We start from the raw sequence: 20,252 nt of genomic DNA on the forward strand, positions 1-20,252 counted from the left end.
ACAACGAGGCCATACGATGAATCCGGCTTTTTCCGTAGTCTTCCTGACCACGCTGAGCGGCGCGGCACAGGGGCTGTTGATCGCGCTTGTCGGTGTCGAGAGTGCGGCATGCCTGGGCGTCGTTGCGCAACCTGCCGCCACCGCGTTCTACGTAAGCGGCGCGGCGTTCGCGGTGCTGCTGGGCGGTCTTGGTCTGATCGCGTCGTTCTTCCATCTGGGCCATCCGGAACGCGCGTGGCGCGCGATCGCGATGTGGCGCATCTCGTGGCTGTCGCGCGAATGCCTGTGCCTGCCGGCGTTTCTGGCGTGCGCGTTCCTGTATGGCGTCGCGCACTGGCTCGGCTCGCCGTGGTCGCTCGCGCTCGGCTGGCTCGGCGTGCTCGCCAGCGCCGCGCTGTTCGTCTGCACCGCGATGATCTATGCGTGCCTGCGCTTTCTGCAGGAGTGGGCAACGCCGCTGACGCTGGTGAACTTCGTGCTGCTCGGCTGCGCATCGGGCTTGACGCTCGCGACCGCACTGAGCGCATGGTTCGCGCCCGCGCTGACGGCGGGACTGGCGGTCTGCGCGTGCCTGCTGACGCTCGCCGGTTGCGCGAGCCGCTACGCGTCGCTCATGCGCAATGCGCGCTTGCGACCGAAATCGACGGTGCAGAGCGCGACGGGCATCCGCAATCCGAAGCTCGTGCAGGTGTCACGAGGCTTCACCGCCGGTGCGTTCAATTTGCGCGAGTTCTTTCACGGCAAATCGGCGCGGACGTTGCGTGGCGTCAAATGGGGCTTTCTCGTGGGTGCGTTCGTCGTGCCGGTCGTGTTGATCGTGCTGGGCGCGGGGCTGCGTTCGCCTGGCGGGTCGTTCGGCTTGCTGGCCGCGGCTTGTCTCGTGCAGTATGCGGGGCTCGTGGCGGAGCGCTGGTTTTTCTTCGCGGAGGCGAAGCATCCGCAGAATCTTTACTACGCGAAGGTGGGGTGAGGCATAGCCTTCAATGAGCGCGTTCGGCCTCCGTGCCAGCGCGCTCCTCGCCTCACACTACCCGCACGCCCCCACCTCCCCACACGCGGTACAAAAATCGCAGCCGTCCTTGCGAATCACCGCATTCGCGCCACACGAAGCGCATTTGCGTCCGAGCATCGTGTGCAGTCCTTGCGTGCCGTTCGGCTGCAGCAAGGTGTCGGCGCGATCCGCTGGATTCGGACGGATGCCGAAATCGGCGGACAGCGCCATGTCGGTTTTCATGTGCCCGCGCGGCAAACGCGCGAGCATCCGCGACGCGACCTGATTGCCCTCGGCGTCGAGAAAGCCGCGTCGATACAGGATTTGCTGGATCGCGAACGCGAGCGCCGCCACTTCGGAATCGTGCCAGCGCGGCGCGCGATGGCCGTCGAGACGCTGCACGTCGCCAAGCCGCACCTGTCCGCGATCCCATGACACCTTGCGCATATCCTGCAGATTGCGCGCAACGAAGCCGCCGCGCGCGGCCAGCGACAGCGAACGCATCGTCGCGGTGATCCACTGCTGCGACTCGTCGCGCTGACCGGTCGGAATGAAGAACTCGATCGGCCGCTCGATCGTCACGTCCTCGCCGCCGAGCCGCCCCGTCACCTCGATGAAGGACGCCGCGACATACAGCGACTTCTTGCCCGCCTGGGTCAGATACTCGACCTTCTCGATAATCGCCGGCAACTCGCCTCTGGGCCGATGATCGATCGCGATACGCAGCGGGTCCTGGTCCATCTCGGCGAGCGTGTCGTCGGCCTGCGCGGGCGTCACGCTCAGCACCGCGCCGAGCGTGTCGTTCGGGCGATAGGTGGCAAGGCCCTTCAGCCCGCTTTTCCATGCATCGAAGTAGAGGCTTTCGAACGCGTCGAACGGATAGTCGGCTGGCACGTTGACGGTCTTCGAGATCGACGTGTCGACGTATGGCTGGACGGCCGCCATCATGTCGAGATGGTCGCGCGCCGACATCTGCAGCGCGCTGACGAAATAGTCGGGTAGCCGGCTCACGTCGCCGCCGAGCTCGCGATAGAGCCGGTACGCGTAGTCCTCGACGTCGAACGATTCGCGACCGCCGTCGGCCATCACTTTCACGCGCGTATAAGTCCACGAGAACGCCGGCTCGATGCCGTTCGACGCGTTGTCGGCGAACGCGAGGCTCACGGTGCCGGTCGGCGCGATCGACAGCAGATGGCTGTTGCGAATGCCGTCGCGGCGGATCGCCTGCTGAATGTCATCGGGCAGGCGCGACGCGAACGTGCCGGCTTCCAGATAGCGCGCGGCGTCGAACAGCTCGAACGCGCCGCGCTCCTTCGCGAGCTCGACCGACGCGCGATACGCCTCGTCACGCATCAGCCGCGCGATGCGCACCGCGAAATCGCGGCCTTCCTGCGAGTTGTAGCGCAGGCCCATCATCACGAGCGTATCGCCGAGGCCGGTGAAGCCGACGCCGATGCGCCGCTTCGCGCGCGATTCGTCGTATTGCTGCGGCAGCGGCCACAGCGTGACGTCGAGCACGTCGTCGAGAAAACGCACCTGCGTGCGGGTGCGCCGCGCGAGGCCGTCCCAGTCGAACGACGGCTGGCGGCCCTGCAACTGCGCGAACGGATCGACGACGAAGCGCGTCAGATTCAGCGGCCCCAGATTGCAGCAGCCGTAGGCGGGCAGCGGCTGCTCGCCGCACGGATTGGTCGCGCGGATCGTTTCGACGGCGCGCAGATTGTTGTCCTCGTTCATCCGCGAGATGAACACGATGCCGGGCTCGGCGACGTCGTACGTCGAGCGCATGATGCGGTCCCAGATCGCGCGCGCCGGGTGTTCGCTGTAGACCCACAGGCCGTCTTCGCGCTGCCGCACGTCGCCGGCCGCGCGCAGCGCCGGCGACGGCTCGGCGCGATGGACCAGTTGCCACGGCTCGTCGTTTTCGACCGCGCGCATGAACTCGTCGGTGACGCTGACCGACACGTTGAAGTTGTTCCAGCGTCCCTTCGAATGCTTGGCCTCGATGAATTCGAGCAGGTCAGGGTGGTTGCAGTCGAGCACCGCCATCTGCGCGCCGCGCCGCGAGCCCGCGCTTTCGACGGTACGGCACGACGCGTCGAACACGTCCATGTAGCTGCACGGACCCGAGGCGGCCGAACTCGTGGTGTGAACGCGCGCGCCCTTCGGCCGGATCGCGGAGAAGTTATAGCCGACGCCGCCGCCGCGCCGCATCGTTTCGGCCGCCTGCAGCAGCGCCACGTAGATGCCGGGCAAGCCCTGTTCATCGACGCCCTGGATCGAATCGCCAACCGGCTGCACGAAGCAGTTGATCAGCGTCGCGGCGATGCCGCTGCCCGCCGCGCTCATGATGCGGCCCGCGCCGAGCGCGCCGTGGCGCATGCTGTCGACGAACTGTTCCTCGACCGACGCGCGCAACTCGGGCGGCTCGGCCTCGGCGACACCGCGCGCGACGCGGCGATATACATCGTCGGCCGATTGCTCGTCGCCTTTCGCATACTTTTCGAGCAGCACGTCGAGAGAGAACTGCTGCGGCGGGATCAGCAAAGCGGGAGGAGCGGAGGAGGCGGGAGGCGTGGAAGCGGCGTTGGCCGCGCGGGTTTGCGGCGTGTCTTCTGCCATGATCGGCCCTCAAACGGCGTCGCGGCGGGCGCGGCGCGGTGGTGGAAGGCGCGCGGCCGGCACCGGATAGCGAGCCGGCGGTCGGGCGGGCGCAACGAGTCCACCTTAACGCACGAGGCGCGGGGCGGCAACCGGCAGCGGGGCCGGCGCGGCGCCGCATCTTGCGATGCCGCGGCCGCCGGGCACGCGCTCGCTAAGGGCACGTGGACAGTAGGGAGATCGCCCCCGGAACAACGAATTGAAACCCGCGCTTAGTGCGCGGGACTCGGGAACGTTCCGTGCGTCAGGCCGCTTCAAGCAGCGGTTCGAGGATTTCCGCGCAGATCATCGCGGACGCATTCGACGGCGCCGGGCGCTCGGCCGGCTTGAACACAGGGTCACCGCGACGGATCTTGCGGCGCGACACCGCGCAGGTGCCGGAAGAATGCGCCGAGCGACGGCGCCAGCGCTGCTCACCGTAGTGGCAGCGGCCCGGCTCGACCCAGCGGATCACCAGCGTCGTGTCGGAGCTCTCGAGAATTTCGATGCGTACGCCATTGCTACCGTCGAGGGGGATGGACTCCAGGGTCATCATCGGCTCCGTATTGTGGAGTGCCGAATTTAGTCCCACGCGCGCCGGATAGCTATTGTGTCACCGTTGAAACACCGTTCCGGAATTAGCAATAATCAGACTTGACATTAGCGATTCGCCGAAATGACAGGCGTTGCAAGCATTTTTTATGTGATTTTTTAATAATGCATATTTTTGCAACGCTGTGTTGCCTGTGGCGCGACGAGGAGGGCGGCCGGAAGAGAGGCGGCAACGCTTCCTTTAAGATGTCGAATGTCGGGCGGCGAACTGAGCCGTCAGTGTAGCGGGTTTGAATTTTTCAGGTCGGTTCGCGCGCACACCGTTCAAAAACACAAGAGTTCACATGATTCCACGCCCTCCCGCAGTCCCCCCCAACTCTCCCGAAGCGTCGTCCGTCGCCGCCGAGCGCCTGAAAAAGCAGAAGGCGGCATCGGTCGTGCTCTATATCGGTCTCGCGCTGCTCGCATTGTGGGTGGTGCGCGATTTCATCGTGGTGGTGGCGTGGGCCGGGGTCGTCGCGATCGCGCTGTGGCCGCTGCTGCACAAGGTGGCGGGCAGCCACTGGTTCAAGGGGCGCGCGACCTTGCTCGCGACGGTCTTCACGCTGGTGATCGCCGTGCTCGTGCTGCTGCCGGTCGGGCTCGGCATCGCCCAGGCGCTGCGCGAGGCGCACGAGCTGAACGACTGGTTCCGCAGCGTGCAGGAGAACGGCATCGCGCTGCCGGACTTCATCAACCGTCTGCCGTTCGGCGTGCAGCAGATCACTTCCTGGTGGCAGGCCAATCTTGCTCAGCCGCTGCGCGACTCGGCCGCGATGAAAGGCTTGCACAGCAACACGGTGATGACGCTCGGCAGGCATTTCGGCGCGCGCGCCGCGCATGCGGCAATGGTGTTCGCGTTCATGCTGGTCACGCTGTTCGTGATTTTTCAGGCGGGGCCGCGGTTGTCCGGCTCGCTGCTGAAGGCCGCGCGACGCGGCTTCGGCGATAGCGGCGCGGATCTCATCGCGCATATGGGTACCGCGGTGCGCGGCACCGTGTCGGGGTTGATCGTGGTCGGCGTCGGCGAAGGCCTGTTGCTTGGCGTCGCCTACTTCGTGACCGGGGTGCCGCATGCGGCGCTGCTCGGCTTCGTCACGGCGATTGCCGCGATGCTGCCGTTCTGCGCGCCGATCGTGTTCGGTCTTGCGGCGCTGTGGCTGCTCGTGCAGGGCTCGATGGTCGCGGCGGCCGGGCTGCTAGTGTTCGGCGCGGTCGTCGTGTTCGTCGCCGAGCACTTCGTGCGGCCGGTGCTGATCGGCAACTCGACGCGCCTGCCGTTTCTGCTCGTGCTGTTCGGCATTCTCGGCGGCGCGGAGACGTTCGGGCTGCTGGGGATTTTCATCGGCCCCGCGTTGATGACGGTGCTGATGGTGCTGTGGACCGATCTCGTGGAGTAGCGCGGGCGTCGAGGGACGCGGGGCTGGGCGACCGTGCGCCTCGCGTGCCGCGCCGGCTCAAGGGCGCTGATTCGACGGATGCTACTGCGCCGGCGGCTTCACGCAGCCGAGCGTGTATTTGAGCGCGGCGGGCAACAGCGCGCTCCACACGTCCCACGTATGGCCGCCGTCGATGATGCGCAGCGCCGCCGGATTGCCCGCGAGCCGCAGATGCGTGTACAGCAGCGACGCGTCGGCCTGGATGTCGAGGTCGTCGTCGCCGGATGCGATGAACATCGGTAGGCGATACGCCTGGCTCATGTAGCGGTCCCACTGCGCCGGATAGTTGAGCTCGTGCCACACGCGCGGATCGAACTGGCGCTGGCCGAACACGCCGACCCGCCGCGCCGACGACGCGCGCGGCGGCTCGTTCGTGTAGATCGCCGGACTGAGCAGCAGCGCGCCGCAAAACATCTCGGGCCGCGTCAGCGCGTAGCGCAGCGCGCCGAAGCCGCCCATCGACACGCCGCCGATCATCCGGCCTCCGCGCTGCGTCGCGACCGCGTAGTGCGTTTCGATCTCGGGCAGCAGATCGTCGAAGAACGCGCTCTCCATCTTTTCCTTGCGGTCGACGTACCAGTCCGTGCCGCCTTGCGGCATCACGATGACGACCGGGGCAATCTCCTTGCGCTCGATCAGCGTGTCCGCGGCGTTCTGCAAATGACCTTGCGTGAGCCAGTCGTTGGCGTCGCCGTTATTGCCGTGCAGCAGGTAGAGCACCGGCAGGCGCGGACCGTCCGCGCGATAGCCGCCCGGCAGGTAGATCGTGTAGTTCCAGTCGCGGCCGAGCGCATCGGAATGGAAGCTGCGGCTCGCGACCGTGCTCGCGAACGCGGGCGCGCCGACGGCGAAGGCAAGCAGTGCGAGGGCGAAACTGAGGAATCGACGCATGTCAGTAGGGAAGGACGGCGGGCGCGGGACTCGCGCGCGGCCGTCATGCTATCAGCATTGGCGCCAGATTTGAGATGGAAAGTGGCGCAGAGAAGGACGGCGCTTTATGCGCGCAAAGTTCTTCGGGCGCCAGGGGTACGTCAAGTGCCCCGAAAATCGCGACGCGTCAGGGACGCGCTCGAAGGGCGCTTGAAACGTTGCCGAAAAGTTCTTCAGCCCGACGTCCACAGCCGCCCGTCCACGAGCCGCCCGACGACCCGCTTCAGCGGTTCCACGGCCAACGCGACGGCAAACAGCGCGCCGACCGCGGCCGCATCGGCGAGCAGTCCGAGCGGATAGTTCAGGTAACCATCGGTCGCCGCGTAGAGCACCGAGTCGATCACCAGCGAAATCACCGCGCCGGCAATGAAGCACAGCAAACCCTGACGCCCGATCACGCCGACCCACGGCAGCCGCCGCGCGACCTTCTTCGCCCAGCCGAGCTCGACCAGATTGGCGACGAGCCACGCGATCGCGAGGAAGTTCCCAGCGCGCAGGTAGGACAGGTTCTGCTTGAGGCTTCCGGCAAGTGGCGCATCCAGCAGAACGAGCTTGTAGTACGCGGCGCCCACGACCACCACGAACGCCAGCACACTGACGAGCCATCCGGATCGATGCGCGCTGGTGCGCTGATACACCGGCTGGCAGCGCGCGAGCACGCCGAGCACGAACATCAGTTGCCACGCGAACGGGTTGAAGTTCCAGTGCATGTCGGGCGCGGCGGGAAGGTACTGGCTGATCGCCGGTGCGCCGGCCCACAGCGCGACGCTGCCGGCGACCAGCAGCCAAGGCTTGCTGCGCGCGAGCGGCAGGATCGCGGGCACCAGCAGCGCGAAGAACGCGTACATCGGCAGCACGGACGCGAGGTACGGCTGGCGGCGTAGCAGCACGATGTCGCGCAGCGCGGCAAGCGGCGTGTCGATCAGGTCGTCGAGATCGGTCGTGGCGAGATTCGGCCCGTCGATGCTGAATGCGGTTAGCACCGCGCTGACCAGCAGCATCAGCCCGGCGGTGACGAGAAACGCGCGATAGATCTCGAACGAGCGGCGCAGGAAGCGGCCGCGCGCGATCGTCTCATTGCGCCGCTCGGCGAGCGTCGCATAGGCGGTGGCGGTCGCGAAGCCGCCGAGGAACACGAATACTTCGGTGGCATCGCACAGCGCGTACGCATGCAGCGTCACGCGCGACAGAATGCTGCCGCCGATGTGATCGACGACGATGATCAGCAGAACCAGTCCGCGGAAAAAGTCGAGCTCGATCAGGCGGGAAGATGACTTGGCCATTGTTTGCGTCAAAAGCAGCCCCGTGCGACGGCGCGCTGATCCAGCGCGGCGGGCGTCTCACAAGGCTTTTTAATATGGGATTGGGTGCTGCGGCGGTGAGGTGATCCGTGCTGGCGTCGCCTGTGGCCCATCTCGCCACGCTCGACCGGTATCGCACGGCGGCCGTGTCAGCGGGCTGTGAAGTTGACTTTCGCGGTGACGCCGAGTTCCGTTGCATCGCAGCAAAGGCGCAGATTATATTTCTTTTCATAACAATGACGCAGCGAGACCGCAGCAGCGGCTGCTGTTTACCCGAAGCGACGTTACGAAAAAAGAGGCAGCAACGCGCAGTGGAGAATTAGCAACATTCTCGATGCTTGGCGCATCCACTCATGGACGGCCAGATGATGTCATGTGAGGATTTCCGGAAAAGCGCAGCTAGTGGAGCAGTCTTCAGAACTGCTGGAAAAGTGACGAGAACAAAGAGCAAAGAGAACAAAGCGGCCGGATCGAGTTGTCCTATCACTCGCGGTGCAGGGAGATCATCATGAACAAGCAAGTGCTCGCGCTGGCTGTCTCCATTGCTGCGTCTGCCGTTCTTGCCGCGCCTGCCGCCGCGCAGACTAGCGTCACGCTGTACGGCGTGATCGACGAAGGCATCAACTACACGAACAATGTCGGCCACGGCCATGTTTATGAACTCGCCAGCGGCCTTGCGCAGGGAAGCCGCTGGGGCCTGAAGGGTTCCGAAGATCTCGGCGGCGGCCTGAAGGCGATCTTCCAGCTCGAGAATGGTTTCGATCTGAATTCCGGGCGCCTCGGGCAGGGCGGCCGCCTGTTCGGCCGGCAGGCTTTCGTCGGACTCAGTTCACAGGCGTACGGTACGCTGACGTTCGGCCGGCAATATGACTCGGTCGTCGATTATCTCGCGCAGACCACGGCCAACGGAAATTGGGGCGGCGAGCTGTTCTCGCATCCGTACGACAACGACAACACCGACAACACGTTCCGCCTCGACAACACCGTCAAGTACACGAGCCCGTCCATCTCGGGCTTCCAGTTCGGCGGCACCTACAGCTTCAGCAACGACACGAACTTCGCCAACAATCGCGCCTACAGCTTCGGCGGCCAGTACACGTACGGCGGGCTGCTGGTCGCGGCCGCCTATCTGCAGGCCGACAATCCGGGCAACGGCTCGAACGGGGCGATCACCGCGAACGACGCCGGCTTCGTCGCGACGCGCCTGCGCGTGTTCGGCGGCGGCATCACCTATACGTTCGGACCGGCGACGGCGGGCTTCGTCTATAGCAATTCGAACTACCTGGAGCCGACCGCAAACGGCTATCTCGGCATCGAGCCGCTGGTGCCGCTCGTGCCCGTCACACCGCCGGGCGTGCTGCTGAATTCGCTCAAGTATCAGAACTTCGAGATCAACGGCAAATATCAGATTTCGCCGGTGTTGTTCGTCGGCGCGCAGTACGTGTACACGATGGAAACCTACGACGCATCGAACGGCGGCGTGAAGCCGCGCATCCATACGTTCGGCCTGATGGCCGACTACAACCTGTCCAAGCGCACCGACCTCTATCTGCAGGGCGCCTATCAACAGGTCACCGGCGATTCCACGCTATCGATCCTCGATTTCGCATTCATCCCCGGCACGCAGTCGCCGTCGTCGACGTCGAAGCAGGTCGTCGTACGCGCGGCGATCCGGCATAAGTTCTAGTTCGCTGCCCTTCAAACGCAGATCGGCCAGCCTTCGGATTTCGAAGACTGGCCTTTTTGCGCCCTCCGACGCGACGCATGGCTATTCAAGTTCCCCTCCCGCCTGCCGATAAGTCGAATGTCGACAAGTCTGAACGCGCCGCGGCGAAGCGGTGATGTATGCGTCGTTGGCGTCCCAATACACGTGCGGTCGTAACGCGGAAATACGGCTCGTAACGTCTGTATCAGAGTGTGTGGGGCAGGTGTTTTTATTGAACGACACTTTAGAATTCCGCGAGAAATTTGATCGACAGGCAGGCAGGAAATGAGCGCCATACGAGGCGGCTTCGCCGTGCCGTCGGGAAGGCCGCGCGGCCGAAGATCGCGCACCTCGTCCGCGGCATCGGGCTATCCGGCTTGCGCATTCATACAGCAGGAGTCGAACAGGATGAGAAAGCGTTTCGACAGAACGTTATTGGCCAGTCTCGCTGGCGCGTGGGTCGCGCTGGCCGTCAGCGGTTGTGCGAACGTCGGGCAGCCGAATGCGCAGAACGGTGCGGCAACCAGCGCCAACGCAGCGTCCGGCGTGCCGGCGGCGAATGCGACGGGAGCGGCGTCTGGCGACCCGGCGGCAGCCGCGCCGCTGTCGATCGACGCCAGCGATAACGCGCCGCTGAAAAAGTCGCCGCCGCTCGTGTATCGGGTCAGGCGCGGCGACACGCTCGCGCGGGTTGCGCAGCATCATCACATCAGCGTCAAGCAGTTGCAGGCATGGAACGGATTGAAGGCGTCGGCGCGGCTGAAGCCGGGGCAGGTGCTGCACGTTGCGTCGCCGGAAACGGTGCGCGCGGTGAAGGCGGCCAATGCGGCGGCCGCCGCGAAGGCGGCGGCGCAATCCGCGGCGCAGCGTGCGTCACAAGCGACAGCGCAAACGTCGGCGCAAGCTTCGACACAGTCCACCGCGCCGGCTCCGGATGCCACCGCAGTCCGCGAAGTCACGCAGGAAACCCGCCGGCACGCGAGCAGCGTGACGCTCGCGTGGCCTGCCGCGGGCAGCGTCGTCGAAGCTTTCCAGCCCGGCGAAACACGCGGCATCGAAATCGGCGGCAACGCGGGCGATCCGGTGCGAGCCGCCGCCGACGGCAAGGTGATGTACGCGGGCACCGGACTGAACAGCTATGGCAGTCTGATCATCGTCCAGCACAACAAGGATTTTCTGACCGCGTATTCGCACAACCGCAAGCTGATGGTCAAGATGGGCGACATCGTCCGCAAGGGACAGCAGATCGCGGAGATGGGCGACGAGAACAACTCGCGTGTGTCGGTGGGGTTCGAAGTGCGGCGCGACGGCAAGCCGGTCGATCCGCTGCCTTATCTGCCGCAGGGGCGCGGCTGAGCTTCCACGTTCCCGCAAAAGCTCACCTTGAATTTATTCAGCTAAACCAGGTAATTTGATCGACCGCGCATTCCGGCGGTCGACGAATCGTTGCAAAAGTACCTTCACGTCAGAGCATTCCGCTCGATCTGCGCAAGAATACCGACGATCAACCATGCGGCCTCGACCCGCAGCCGTTTATGAACGGTGAGGCAATGCAGGAGCCGGCAGGCAGCGCACGCGCCGCCGCCGTGCCTGGTGCGAATCGCCGTTACGTCGTTTGCCCTCCGCGCAGCAGCCGCGATACCTCACCGTGGTAATGCAGGATCGCGGGATCGGCCTGCAAGAGCGGCAGATAACGCGGCAGGAAGTGATTGTGCGGTTGGTCGGGCGAGAACAGGCCGACCACGGCCTCGGCGGTCGCGAGACGGTCGCCGGCCTCGGCTTCCGCGTCGTCGAGAACTTCGTCGACGCTCGCGATCACCGTCGACAGCGGCGTCAGCCAACGAAACCCCGAGCCGTTGATCAGCACCTGCAGGAATGCCGCCGGCGTTACCGGGCCGAATTCCTTTTCGTACGCGGCGCGTTCGTGATCGAGAATCGCCTTGTGCAGCGCAAGCAATGGTCGGCGAATGTCCGTGAGGAATTGAGTGCATTGCGGGTCGTTCATCGGCGGCTCCAGCGGCTGAGGTGATTCGACGGAATCGTGCGTCGCAACACCACGCAGTGCGATGCAGCGGGTCGCGCGATCACGCTAACGGATCGATTCGTCGATGGTAACGCATCGCTCCAGCCGACACATGCGATCCACCGCGCACAGCATGCGATGTGCCGCCTGGCACCGTCAAAGCGAACTTCTTTCGACACGACTACAATCGGCCGGTTTTCTTGCGACACCCGCTCGCTCACAGGCCGCATTTCATGGCTTATTAGCGCGACGTGCCGAACAAAACCGGTGCATGTCGGCGGTCTGGTGCGGTGTCGCGATCTAAACCGCGTGACCACAACAACATCCCCACCCGGAGCCGCTCATGACAACGCTCAATATCAACGGCGAAACCCATACCGTCGATGCCCCGCCCGACATGCCCCTGCTGTGGGTGCTGCGTGATCTCGTCGGGCTGACCGGCACCAAGTTCGGCTGCGGCATCGCGCAATGCGGCGCATGCACCGTGCATCTCGATGGCGTCGCGGTGCGTTCGTGCGTGTTCCCGGCGGCGGCGGTCGGCGACCGCAAGATCGTCACGATCGAAGCGCTCGGCGCCACGCCCACGGGCCAGAAAGTGCAGCAGGCCTGGCGTGAGCTCGACGTCGTGCAATGCGGCTACTGTCAGTCGGGGCAGGTGATGTCGGCGGCGTCGCTGCTCGCGCGCAATCCCAATCCGAGCGACGCCGACATCGACGCCGCGATGGCGGGCAACATCTGCCGCTGCGGAACCTATCACCGCGTGCGCGCGGCGATCAAGCACGCCGCGAAGGGAGCCTGACATGTCCCAGGGATTGCTCGATGCACAGAACGGCGCGCAGCCGGCTGACACCGACACGCGGCATGCGCGCGGCATCTCGCGGCGCGGCTTCCTCAAATTCGGCGTGACGGTCGGCGCCGCGGCCGGAGGCGGTCTGCTGCTCGGCTTCAGCATGCCGGCCGCGAGCCAGGATCAGAAGGCGGGCAAGAGCGTGATCGGCGGCGACGCGACCGAGGCGCCGCAAAGCGGCGTGTTCGCGCCGAACGCGTTCATCCAGATCGACAACGCCGGCAAGGTCACGCTCGTGATACCGAAGGTCGAGATGGGTCAGGGCGTCTATACGTCGATTCCGATGCTGATCGCCGAGGAACTCGAAGTGCCGCTCGGCACGGTCACGCTCGATCACGCGCCGCCCAACGAAAAGCTCTTCATGGACCCGCTGCTCGGCGGGCAGTTGACCGGCGGATCGACGTCGATCCGCTTCGCGTGGGAGCCGATGCGCCGCGCGGGCGCGACTGCGCGCGTGATGCTGATCAACGCGGCCGCGCAGCAGTGGCAGGTCGATCCGGCGAGTTGTCATGCGCAGGCCGGTCAGGTGATCCACCCGGCCAGTAATCGCAGCGCGAGCTATGGTCAGCTCGCGCAGGCCGCCTCCGCGCTGCCCGCGCCGCAGAACGTGCCGTTGAAAGACCCGAAGGACTTCAAGCTGATCGGCACGCCGGCGAAGCGTCTCGATTCGCCGGAGAAAGTCGACGGTACCGCGCAGTTCGGCCTCGACGTGCGCTTGCCCGAGATGGTTTACGCGGCGATCGCGAACTGTCCGGTGTTCGGCGGCACGCTCGCGAGCGTCGACGATACGCATGCGAAGACGATCCCCGGCGTGCGCGAGGTCATCAAGCTCGACAACGCGGTCGCGGTGATCGGCGCTCACACGTGGGCCGCGAAGCGCGGCCTGCAGGCGCTCGACATCAAGTGGAACGAAGGCGCGGGCGCGCAGGTATCGATGAAGCGCATCGTCGACGATCTCGCGGCCGCCTCGCAACATGGCGGCGCGGTGGCGCGCAAGGACGGCGACGTCGGCCGCGCGTTCGGCGATGCGAAGTCGCGCGTCGACGCGGTCTACCAGCAGCCGTTCCTCGCGCACGCGACGATGGAGCCGGTCAACGCCACGGTCCACGTGCGCGGCGACGCCTGCGAAATCTGGCTCGGCTCGCAGGTGCCGACGCGTGTCGTCGATGCGGCGGTCGCGGTCACGGGCTTGCCCGCCGACAAGATCATCGTGCACAACCATCTGATCGGCGGCGGCTTCGGACGGCGGCTCGAAACCGACATGGTCACGCAGGCCGTGAAGGTCGGCAAACAGGTGTCGACGCCGGTCAAGGTGCTGTGGACGCGCGAGGAGGACATCCAGCACGACATGTACCGGCCGTACTACTACGACACGATCTCGGCCGGGCTCGACGCGAACGGCAAGCCGATCGCGTGGCAGCATCGCATCGCCGGGTCGTCGATCATGGCGCGCTTCGCGCCGCCCGCTTTCAAGAACGGGCTTGACCCCGATGCGGTGGAGGTCGCCGCCGATCTGCCGTACGACCTGCCGAACCAGCTGGTCGACTACGTGCGCGTGGAACCGCACGCGGTGCCCACCGCGTTCTGGCGCGGCGTCGGGCCGACGCGCGGCACGTTCGTCGTCGAGAGTTTCATCGACGAACTCGCCGCGCACGCGAAGATCGATCCGGTGCAGTACCGGCGCGATCTGCTCGGCAAATCGCCGCGCGCGTTGAACGTACTCAACCTGGCCGCGCAAGCGGGCAACTGGGGCAGCGCGCTGCCCAAGGGGCAAGGGCGCGGCATCTCGGTGATGCACGCGTTCGGCAGCTTCTTCGCGATCGTCGTCGAGGTCGCGCTCGAGCAGGGCGAAGTGACGGTCAAGCGCATCAACTGCGCGGTCGATTGCGGGATGTTCGTCAACCCGAACACGATCGAAGCGCAGGTGCAGGGCGGCATCATCTTCGGCATCACGGCGGCGCTTTATAGCGAGATCACGATCAAGGACGGTCGCGTCGAGCAGAACAACTTCACCGACTACCGGATGCTGCGCATCAACGAGACGCCGCCGATCGACGTGCATATCGTGAAGAGCGGCGAGGCGCCCGGCGGCATCGGCGAACCCGGCACCGCGGCGCTCGCGCCCGCGCTGACCAACGCGATCTATGCGGCCACCGGCACGCGGCTGCGGCAATTGCCGGTTGGCCGCCAACTGCACAACGCCTGACGCGAAAGGAGCCCGACATGAAAAAAATGCTGAAGGGTCTTGGCGCGGCGCTATGCGTCGCATTGCCGTTTATCGCCCGGGCACCTGCTGATGCCGCAACGCCGGCAGCCACCGGCGCAGCCGATCAAACGCTCGTGCAACGCGGCGCTTACCTCGCTCAACTCGGCGATTGCGCCGCCTGCCACACCGCGCCGAAAGGCAAGCCGTTCGCCGGCGGCCTGCCGATGAACACGCCGATGGGCCGCATCTACGTGACCAATATCACGCCCGACGCACGGACCGGCATCGGCGGCTACACCGAAGCCGATTTCGCGCGGGCGCTGCGTGAGGGCGTCGCGAAAGACGGCCACAACCTGTATCCGGCGATGCCGTATCCGTCCTACGCGAAGGTCGACGACGACGACGTGAAGGCGCTGTACGCGTTCTTCATGCACGGCGTCGCGCCAGTGCAGCAGGCGAATCGCGAGTCCGACATCAAGTGGCCGTTGAACATGCGCTGGCCGCTGATGTTCTGGAACATGGCGTTTCTCGAGAAGGGTGCGTATCGCGACAAGCCGGGCAAGGACGTCGCGTGGAATCGCGGCGCGTATCTGGTGCAAGGGCTCGGACATTGCGGGTCGTGTCACACGCCGCGCGGTGTTGCGTTCCAGGAAAGTGCGCTCGACGAAAGCGGCAGCGCATTCCTGAGCGGCGCGCTGCTCGACGGCTGGTTCGCGTCGAACCTCACGGGCGAGCACAACACCGGGCTCGGCCGCTGGAGCGACGAGGATCTGCGCACGTTCCTGAAGACCGGCGCGAATCGCCACGCATCGGCGTTCGGCGCGATGACGAGCGTGATCAACAACAGCACGCAAGCGATGAGCGATCAGGACGTCGCGGCAGTCTCGACGTATCTGAAGTCGCTGCCGCCGGTCGGCGGCACCGGCGCGGCGGCCTATACGTACGATCCGCAGGCGACGAAGGTGTCGCTCGATCGCCCCGCGAACGATGCCGGCGCACGCGTCTATACGGCGTATTGCATGCATTGCCACGGCGTCGACGGGCACGGCTTCGCGCCGATGCTCGCGCCGCTCGCCGGCAATCCGAACGTGCTCGCGAAGGACGCGTCGTCGCTGATCAACGTCACGCTGAACGGCACCGGCGATCTCGTGATCGACGGCGTGCCGTCGCCGTTTCCGATGCCCGGCTTCGCCGCGGTGCTCGACGATCAGCAGATCGCCGACGTGCTGAGCTTCGTGCGGGCTGGCTGGAACAACGGCGCGCCGGCGGTCGGTGCGGCGGAGGTGGCGAAGTTGCGGCAGTCGACGCAGGCGGGGCGTTGATCGCCCGCTGAGTGCGGCGCAGAAGCGCGCTTGCCGACCTCGCGCCGTTTCAGGTTGTGGGCCAACCGACGGCAGCTATCATAGTGGGACGGCACACCGCGCCTTCGTCGATGGACTCGCCGTCGGCCAATGCCGACATTTGCACCACGACCGATACAGGCGCATTGGTCCTATGGGAGTCCCCGTCGTGTTCGAACGGCTCTCGGAATTGGCCACGACCTTCGTCCGCCGTGCGGCGTCGAAGTCTCTGCGCGAAGCTCATGGACTTCCGACATGACCCTATCCAGTCAAGCCCGAAACGTGTCGGTCACTCCGTCGGCTTCTCGCCTGTCGACGCTCAGTCACATACAGATCGCGTCGCTGTGGTTTGCGCTCTTTACCCAATGGATGACGGTCGTTCCGGTGCTTGTGCCGGCACAGGTCGCCGATATGCTCGGACGCGATGCCGCGTTGAAGGAAGGCGTGGCCGGCTCCGTCATTGCGTCCGGCGCATTCATTGCGATGATCGTGGCGCCACTGGCCGGCGCGCTTTCAGATCGCTGCTCTGCAAAACATGGACGCCGGCGACCGTTTCTCGTCACCGGCGTGTTCGGCATTGCGGTTGCACTGGTATGGCTTGGTTCATTCAACGGCGGGGGGAGTCTATGGATGTATACACTCGCGTTCCTGCATCTCCAGTTCTGGTGGAACTGGGCGGCGGGGCCGTACGCCGGGCTGGTGCCCGATGTCGTGCCAAAACAGGAAACCAACCGCGCGAGCGCGTGGCTCAACGTGATGACCGTGCTCGGCACGATCACTGGCAACGTGGTGCTCGTTGTCCTCTATTCGCCGGGCCACCTGTATCCTACGGTTGCCGCGTTCGTTGCGATCATGTTGCTCTGCCTTTGGCTGACGATTCGCGGCTCGCGCGAGCCGACACCTGTCAGATCCCGACAACGGTTCGAGCTCGTCACGTTCATGCGCTCGTTCTATCTCGATCCACGTCTGCACCGAAACTTTTACTGGGTCCTGGTAACCCGTCTGTTCGGTAACATGGGAATCTGGTCGATCTTCACCTTCATGTTGTACTACCTGCAGGACGTGATCGGCATTCGTCATCCGACCGGTCTCCTGAATGGGCTGCTTGGCGTCGGCGTGGTGCTCGCGATCCCGGCCAGCCTGCTGGGCGCAGGGCTCGCCGACCGGCACGGCGTCGTTCCCGTCGTCCGCCTGACCAGCTGGATCATGGCCGGAGCTGCGATTGGCTTTGTCCTGCTGGCGTTGCATCCAAACCTGTTGCTGGTGATCACAGTCGGGCTGGTTTTCTGCGCCGCTTACGGAACCTATCAAGCCGTCGACTGGGCACTCGCGCTGCAAGTGTTGCCAGACGATGCGTCCAGCGGCAAGGACATGGGCATCTGGCAAGTGTCGATGGTGCTACCGCAGATCCTCGGCCCTGCCGCCACCGGGTGGATGCTGTCATGGGTCAAGGCGTTTGCCGGTGCCGGACCCGCCTATGTCGTCGCGTTCGTCGTCGCAGCGGGGTGGTTCGTGCTCGCGGCGTGGCTCGTCTCGCGCATCAGGATTGCTTCCCGGCAGGACGTATCCACCGGGGTCAGCGGGCGATCATGAGATGGCGCTCGCTCGCGCATGGCGGTCTGATCCCGGAGATGCTCCGACTTGAACTCCAGAAAACCAAATGTCGGCAGCGAATCGGCAGTTTCGCGTCGAGCCGTTGCATGCATTGCGTCTGGGCGCGTGGAATAGCGCGATCAACCTGTTTATCGCAGTGGCAAAGGGGTTGCTGGTGGCGATCTACTTCATGGATTTGCGCCGTGCCTCGCCGATGCTGCGCATCGCGGAGGTCACCGCATTGCTGGCATTGGGCCTGCTTTTCGGCTTGAACGGTACCGATTATTCGACGCGAACCATTCACGTCTCGCCTTGGCAGGCGCCGGCCGGGCCGCAAGATGCTGGGGCGGCCGGGGCATCGGGTCGTCAGCTTTCTGGTGCTGCGGTCGGCGCTCCGTGCGACGCGGGCCGATGCTGAATCAGCCGGCCGATCGGTAATGGCGCGCTCGTTCGGCTAGGCGCGCCTTCAATGCCGACGTTTGTCGGGAAATTTCCATTGCGGCCGAGTGTGCGCGGTCGAGGCACGGCGTCGTGTGATCGACTCTTTTTTCATGAGCCGTTAGGTACAGGACATTCTTGAAGTTTCCCCAGAACAAGTTCATTTCGCCGTGGAGCATTTCAACGTCGTCGTACAGAGACGGCTCGTCAAGCCCACAGATCATTCGCAGTTCATCGGTTTCCTTGCGGATAGACAGGTAGCGCTGATCATATTCATATTCGCCCATTTCAGCGCGCCAGTTGATATCTATGCTGTCTTGTGAGAACTCTCGACCTATGGCGGTCAACTGCCGATGCACTGTAGCCAGTCGCTCAAGGGCAAGAGCTTTCTCTTTCTCGCGCAACTCGCCATTCCGTTTCAATGTCTCCTGCTCGATCTGAAAGCGATGATTGCTCCGCTGCGTCTGCATCTGGATAACGGCGGTGAGAGCGCCGCCGAGCAAGGCGGCCGAACCAGCAACGATTGACGAAAGGATTGCGGTATCCATATTGAGTGAAAGAAATATTGAAAAGTGAACTGGCGGATATGGACGCATCATGGACAAAGTACTAATCGGCGTCAATCAATAACGGCACAGGCGGCTGGATGCAATCATTTTAGTCCTGCGCCAGCAAGAATGTGCCTGAAACCTTCAGAATTGTGAAAGTCTGTCAAAACTGCGTTATCTCAATTTAAAGTCGTTGACCGTGTCGCTTTTTAGATGGTTAATTCGTCGGGTGTTTTCTGGAAAACAGCAGAGGTCAGATGGAGCAGCAGAAACAGGATGAAACCGGGGGTAAGGAAGAGTGCCAGCTTTGCCGTATCACCTATTCAATCTACTCAAACTTCCCGCCAATGCCGTCCGCAATTGCGCTGAACGCCGAAACCGGCGAATGGTTTCCGTTCGATAGGCTTCGGTCGTATTCAAACGGCCACGAGATGGCCGAGGCCCTCGGTTACGCGTGGGCATGCGATTGTCGCGGACGCTCCCCTGATTCCGCGCAGAAAAAAGGCCCGTTATCGATCCACCGCGCAACGCCCCGGTCGGCGCTTCCGCAGTCGTCTATCTGTCTCGAATGCATGATCCACGCTGCCGGGCAAGGCGCGATGACCCTGGAACGCTGATGATTCCCACCTCTGTCAATGAACAGCTTCGCCAGTACGGGGAACGGCACTTCAGTGGCCGCGTGCTGGCGCTAGTGGATGGCATCCAGTACCAGCAGCATACCGGCCAGCAACTCACGCCCGAAAACGATAGGACGGTTTCGCTGTTCGCGGGCACGAACGACATGGCACTTGCACACGCGGGGCCGTGGCTGTTTGATCCGAAGACGACACCCGACCATCTTGCGAACCTGCGCGAACTCGAACAGGCCCGCCCTGGCGTGATCTGGCTGATCACCTCAGAGAGCCTGGAGAGGCAGGCCGCAAAGCTGCGCCCGCACCTGAATACCCGAATACCGGACGGACGATCCGCTCTGCTGCGCTTCCGGGACCCCCAGGGTGTTGCATGCGCTCAATGCGGTATGCCACGGCAAGAGCGAGCGCGATCTTTTCAGGGCTGCCGAAGCTTGGCACTACCTCAACGAAGGACGACGGTTCACCATCAACGACAATGGAATTGACTGAAGGACAATGGGCGCTTCTGAAAGACTACGAAGACCGTAACTATGTGGACTTTATCCGTGGTCATATCGTGCGCGACTATCCCGCGCTGGCCAATGATCCGACCTTGCGCGACCGGCTTAATGCGGCCTTCGCGCAAACAAAGGTACTCCGCTTTACGCGTGACGTGCCGATAGTCGATTTCCTGTATGCGGAAGCAACCACGCCGGGGTTTTACTGGATTCCGGCGGTCATAGCATGGCTGCACAAATCAGGCGTTCCGGCTGAACAGCGATTCGAAATGCTGCTACAGGCGACGGGTAAAAGACAACAGGAAATGAAGGAGAAACGCTGATGGGTATCCCATTCCCGGCGACGCTCGCACGCGCAGCAAACGCAATGGCGCAGGCAATGCCAATACCTGTTCCGGTCCCCACCACCGCACCGTCTGCTGGTCCTGCGGGCAGGAGCGGCACTGGCGCGGGTGCAGACGGCGGATGGGGCGAACTACCGCGTGACCGGAGCCGCGAGCGCGAAAGGCCATGCAAGTGCCCACCAGAGAA

General features: G+C 64.3%; 18 protein-coding genes. 12 read left to right on the forward strand and 6 right to left on the reverse strand.

The window, feature by feature from the left end; genetic code table 11:
* Positions 1-16: 16 nt before the first annotated feature.
* A complete protein-coding gene (locus OKW29_RS11325) occupies positions 17-970 on the forward strand; it encodes a dimethyl sulfoxide reductase anchor subunit family protein (protein ID WP_429291102.1) in 954 nt (317 codons plus the stop codon).
* Between the two features lie 57 nt (positions 971-1,027).
* On the opposite strand, the gene OKW29_RS11330 is transcribed toward OKW29_RS11325, so the two are convergent.
* The gene (locus OKW29_RS11330) at positions 1,028-3,613 is read right to left on the reverse strand and encodes an adenosylcobalamin-dependent ribonucleoside-diphosphate reductase (protein WP_429291103.1); all 2,586 of its coding nucleotides are present in this window, start codon (positions 3,611-3,613) and stop codon (positions 1,028-1,030) included.
* A 283-nt stretch (positions 3,614-3,896) separates the two neighbouring features.
* Positions 3,897-4,184 (reverse strand): DUF3331 domain-containing protein, encoded by a 288-nt coding sequence (locus tag OKW29_RS11335; RefSeq protein ID WP_013091570.1) that lies wholly within the window; start codon positions 4,182-4,184, stop codon positions 3,897-3,899.
* A 343-nt stretch (positions 4,185-4,527) separates the two neighbouring features.
* On the opposite strand from OKW29_RS11335, the gene OKW29_RS11340 reads away from it, so the two are divergent.
* Positions 4,528-5,622: an AI-2E family transporter gene (locus tag OKW29_RS11340; protein ID WP_429291104.1), complete on the forward strand. Its 1,095-nt coding sequence runs from the start codon at positions 4,528-4,530 to the stop codon at positions 5,620-5,622.
* 81 nt (positions 5,623-5,703) lie between these two features.
* On the opposite strand, the gene OKW29_RS11345 is transcribed toward OKW29_RS11340, so the two are convergent.
* Both OKW29_RS11345 and OKW29_RS11350 read right to left on the reverse strand, forming a co-directional pair.
* Complete coding sequence (locus tag OKW29_RS11345) at positions 5,704-6,552, reverse strand: alpha/beta hydrolase (RefSeq protein WP_429291105.1); 849 nt, start codon at positions 6,550-6,552, stop codon at positions 5,704-5,706.
* 212 nt (positions 6,553-6,764) lie between these two features.
* The gene (locus tag OKW29_RS11350) at positions 6,765-7,874 is read right to left on the reverse strand and encodes an OpgC domain-containing protein (protein WP_429291106.1); all 1,110 of its coding nucleotides are present in this window, start codon (positions 7,872-7,874) and stop codon (positions 6,765-6,767) included.
* A 526-nt stretch (positions 7,875-8,400) separates the two neighbouring features.
* Here OKW29_RS11350 and OKW29_RS11355 point away from each other — a divergent pair.
* Both OKW29_RS11355 and OKW29_RS11360 read left to right on the forward strand, forming a co-directional pair.
* The gene (locus tag OKW29_RS11355; protein WP_187618234.1) at positions 8,401-9,579 is read left to right on the forward strand and encodes a porin; all 1,179 of its coding nucleotides are present in this window, start codon (positions 8,401-8,403) and stop codon (positions 9,577-9,579) included.
* A 426-nt stretch (positions 9,580-10,005) separates the two neighbouring features.
* Positions 10,006-10,953: a peptidoglycan DD-metalloendopeptidase family protein gene (locus OKW29_RS11360; protein ID WP_429291107.1), complete on the forward strand. Its 948-nt coding sequence runs from the start codon at positions 10,006-10,008 to the stop codon at positions 10,951-10,953.
* Between the two features lie 250 nt (positions 10,954-11,203).
* Here OKW29_RS11360 and OKW29_RS11365 read toward each other — a convergent pair whose 3' ends face one another.
* Positions 11,204-11,602, reverse strand: a complete 399-nt coding sequence (locus tag OKW29_RS11365) for a hypothetical protein (protein ID WP_184034018.1) — start codon at positions 11,600-11,602, stop codon at positions 11,204-11,206.
* A gap of 361 nt (positions 11,603-11,963) precedes the next feature.
* Here OKW29_RS11365 and OKW29_RS11370 point away from each other — a divergent pair, with 361 nt between their 5' ends.
* From OKW29_RS11370 to OKW29_RS11390, 5 genes are all read left to right on the forward strand, one after another.
* Complete coding sequence (locus OKW29_RS11370) at positions 11,964-12,419, forward strand: (2Fe-2S)-binding protein (protein ID WP_018420878.1); 456 nt, start codon at positions 11,964-11,966, stop codon at positions 12,417-12,419.
* 1 nt (position 12,420) lies between these two features.
* Positions 12,421-14,673: a molybdopterin cofactor-binding domain-containing protein gene (locus OKW29_RS11375; RefSeq protein ID WP_429291108.1), complete on the forward strand. Its 2,253-nt coding sequence runs from the start codon at positions 12,421-12,423 to the stop codon at positions 14,671-14,673.
* Positions 14,674-14,690: 17 nt separating this feature from the next.
* On the forward strand, positions 14,691-15,995 hold the full coding sequence (locus OKW29_RS11380; protein ID WP_429291109.1) for a c-type cytochrome: 1,305 nt from the start codon (positions 14,691-14,693) through the stop codon (positions 15,993-15,995).
* 273 nt (positions 15,996-16,268) lie between these two features.
* A complete protein-coding gene (locus tag OKW29_RS11385) occupies positions 16,269-17,606 on the forward strand; it encodes an MFS transporter (RefSeq protein ID WP_184069321.1) in 1,338 nt (445 codons plus the stop codon).
* A 103-nt stretch (positions 17,607-17,709) separates the two neighbouring features.
* On the forward strand, positions 17,710-18,024 hold the full coding sequence (locus OKW29_RS11390) for a cytochrome C oxidase subunit IV family protein (protein WP_184069323.1): 315 nt from the start codon (positions 17,710-17,712) through the stop codon (positions 18,022-18,024).
* Between the two features lies 1 nt (position 18,025).
* On the opposite strand, the gene OKW29_RS11395 is transcribed toward OKW29_RS11390, so the two are convergent.
* Positions 18,026-18,592, reverse strand: coding sequence for a hypothetical protein (locus OKW29_RS11395; protein WP_429291110.1), 567 nt, complete (start codon positions 18,590-18,592; stop codon positions 18,026-18,028).
* Between the two features lie 257 nt (positions 18,593-18,849).
* On the opposite strand from OKW29_RS11395, the gene OKW29_RS11400 reads away from it, so the two are divergent.
* The 3 genes from OKW29_RS11400 to OKW29_RS11410 are packed head-to-tail and all read left to right on the forward strand — an operon-like array spanning position 18,850 to position 20,044.
* Complete coding sequence (locus OKW29_RS11400) at positions 18,850-19,209, forward strand: hypothetical protein (RefSeq protein ID WP_429291111.1); 360 nt, start codon at positions 18,850-18,852, stop codon at positions 19,207-19,209.
* On the forward strand, positions 19,209-19,709 hold the full coding sequence (locus OKW29_RS11405; RefSeq protein ID WP_429291112.1) for a DUF4123 domain-containing protein: 501 nt from the start codon (positions 19,209-19,211) through the stop codon (positions 19,707-19,709). Before OKW29_RS11400 ends, OKW29_RS11405 begins: the two co-directional genes overlap by 1 nt.
* Positions 19,700-20,044 (forward strand): hypothetical protein, encoded by a 345-nt coding sequence (locus OKW29_RS11410; protein WP_429291113.1) that lies wholly within the window; start codon positions 19,700-19,702, stop codon positions 20,042-20,044. The genes OKW29_RS11405 and OKW29_RS11410 overlap by 10 nt, the downstream gene beginning before the upstream one ends.
* Positions 20,045-20,252: the final 208 nt, after the last annotated feature.

It is taken from the genome of Paraburkholderia sp. CI3, assembly GCF_050436505.1.
Taxonomy (GTDB): domain Bacteria; phylum Pseudomonadota; class Gammaproteobacteria; order Burkholderiales; family Burkholderiaceae; genus Paraburkholderia; species Paraburkholderia tuberum.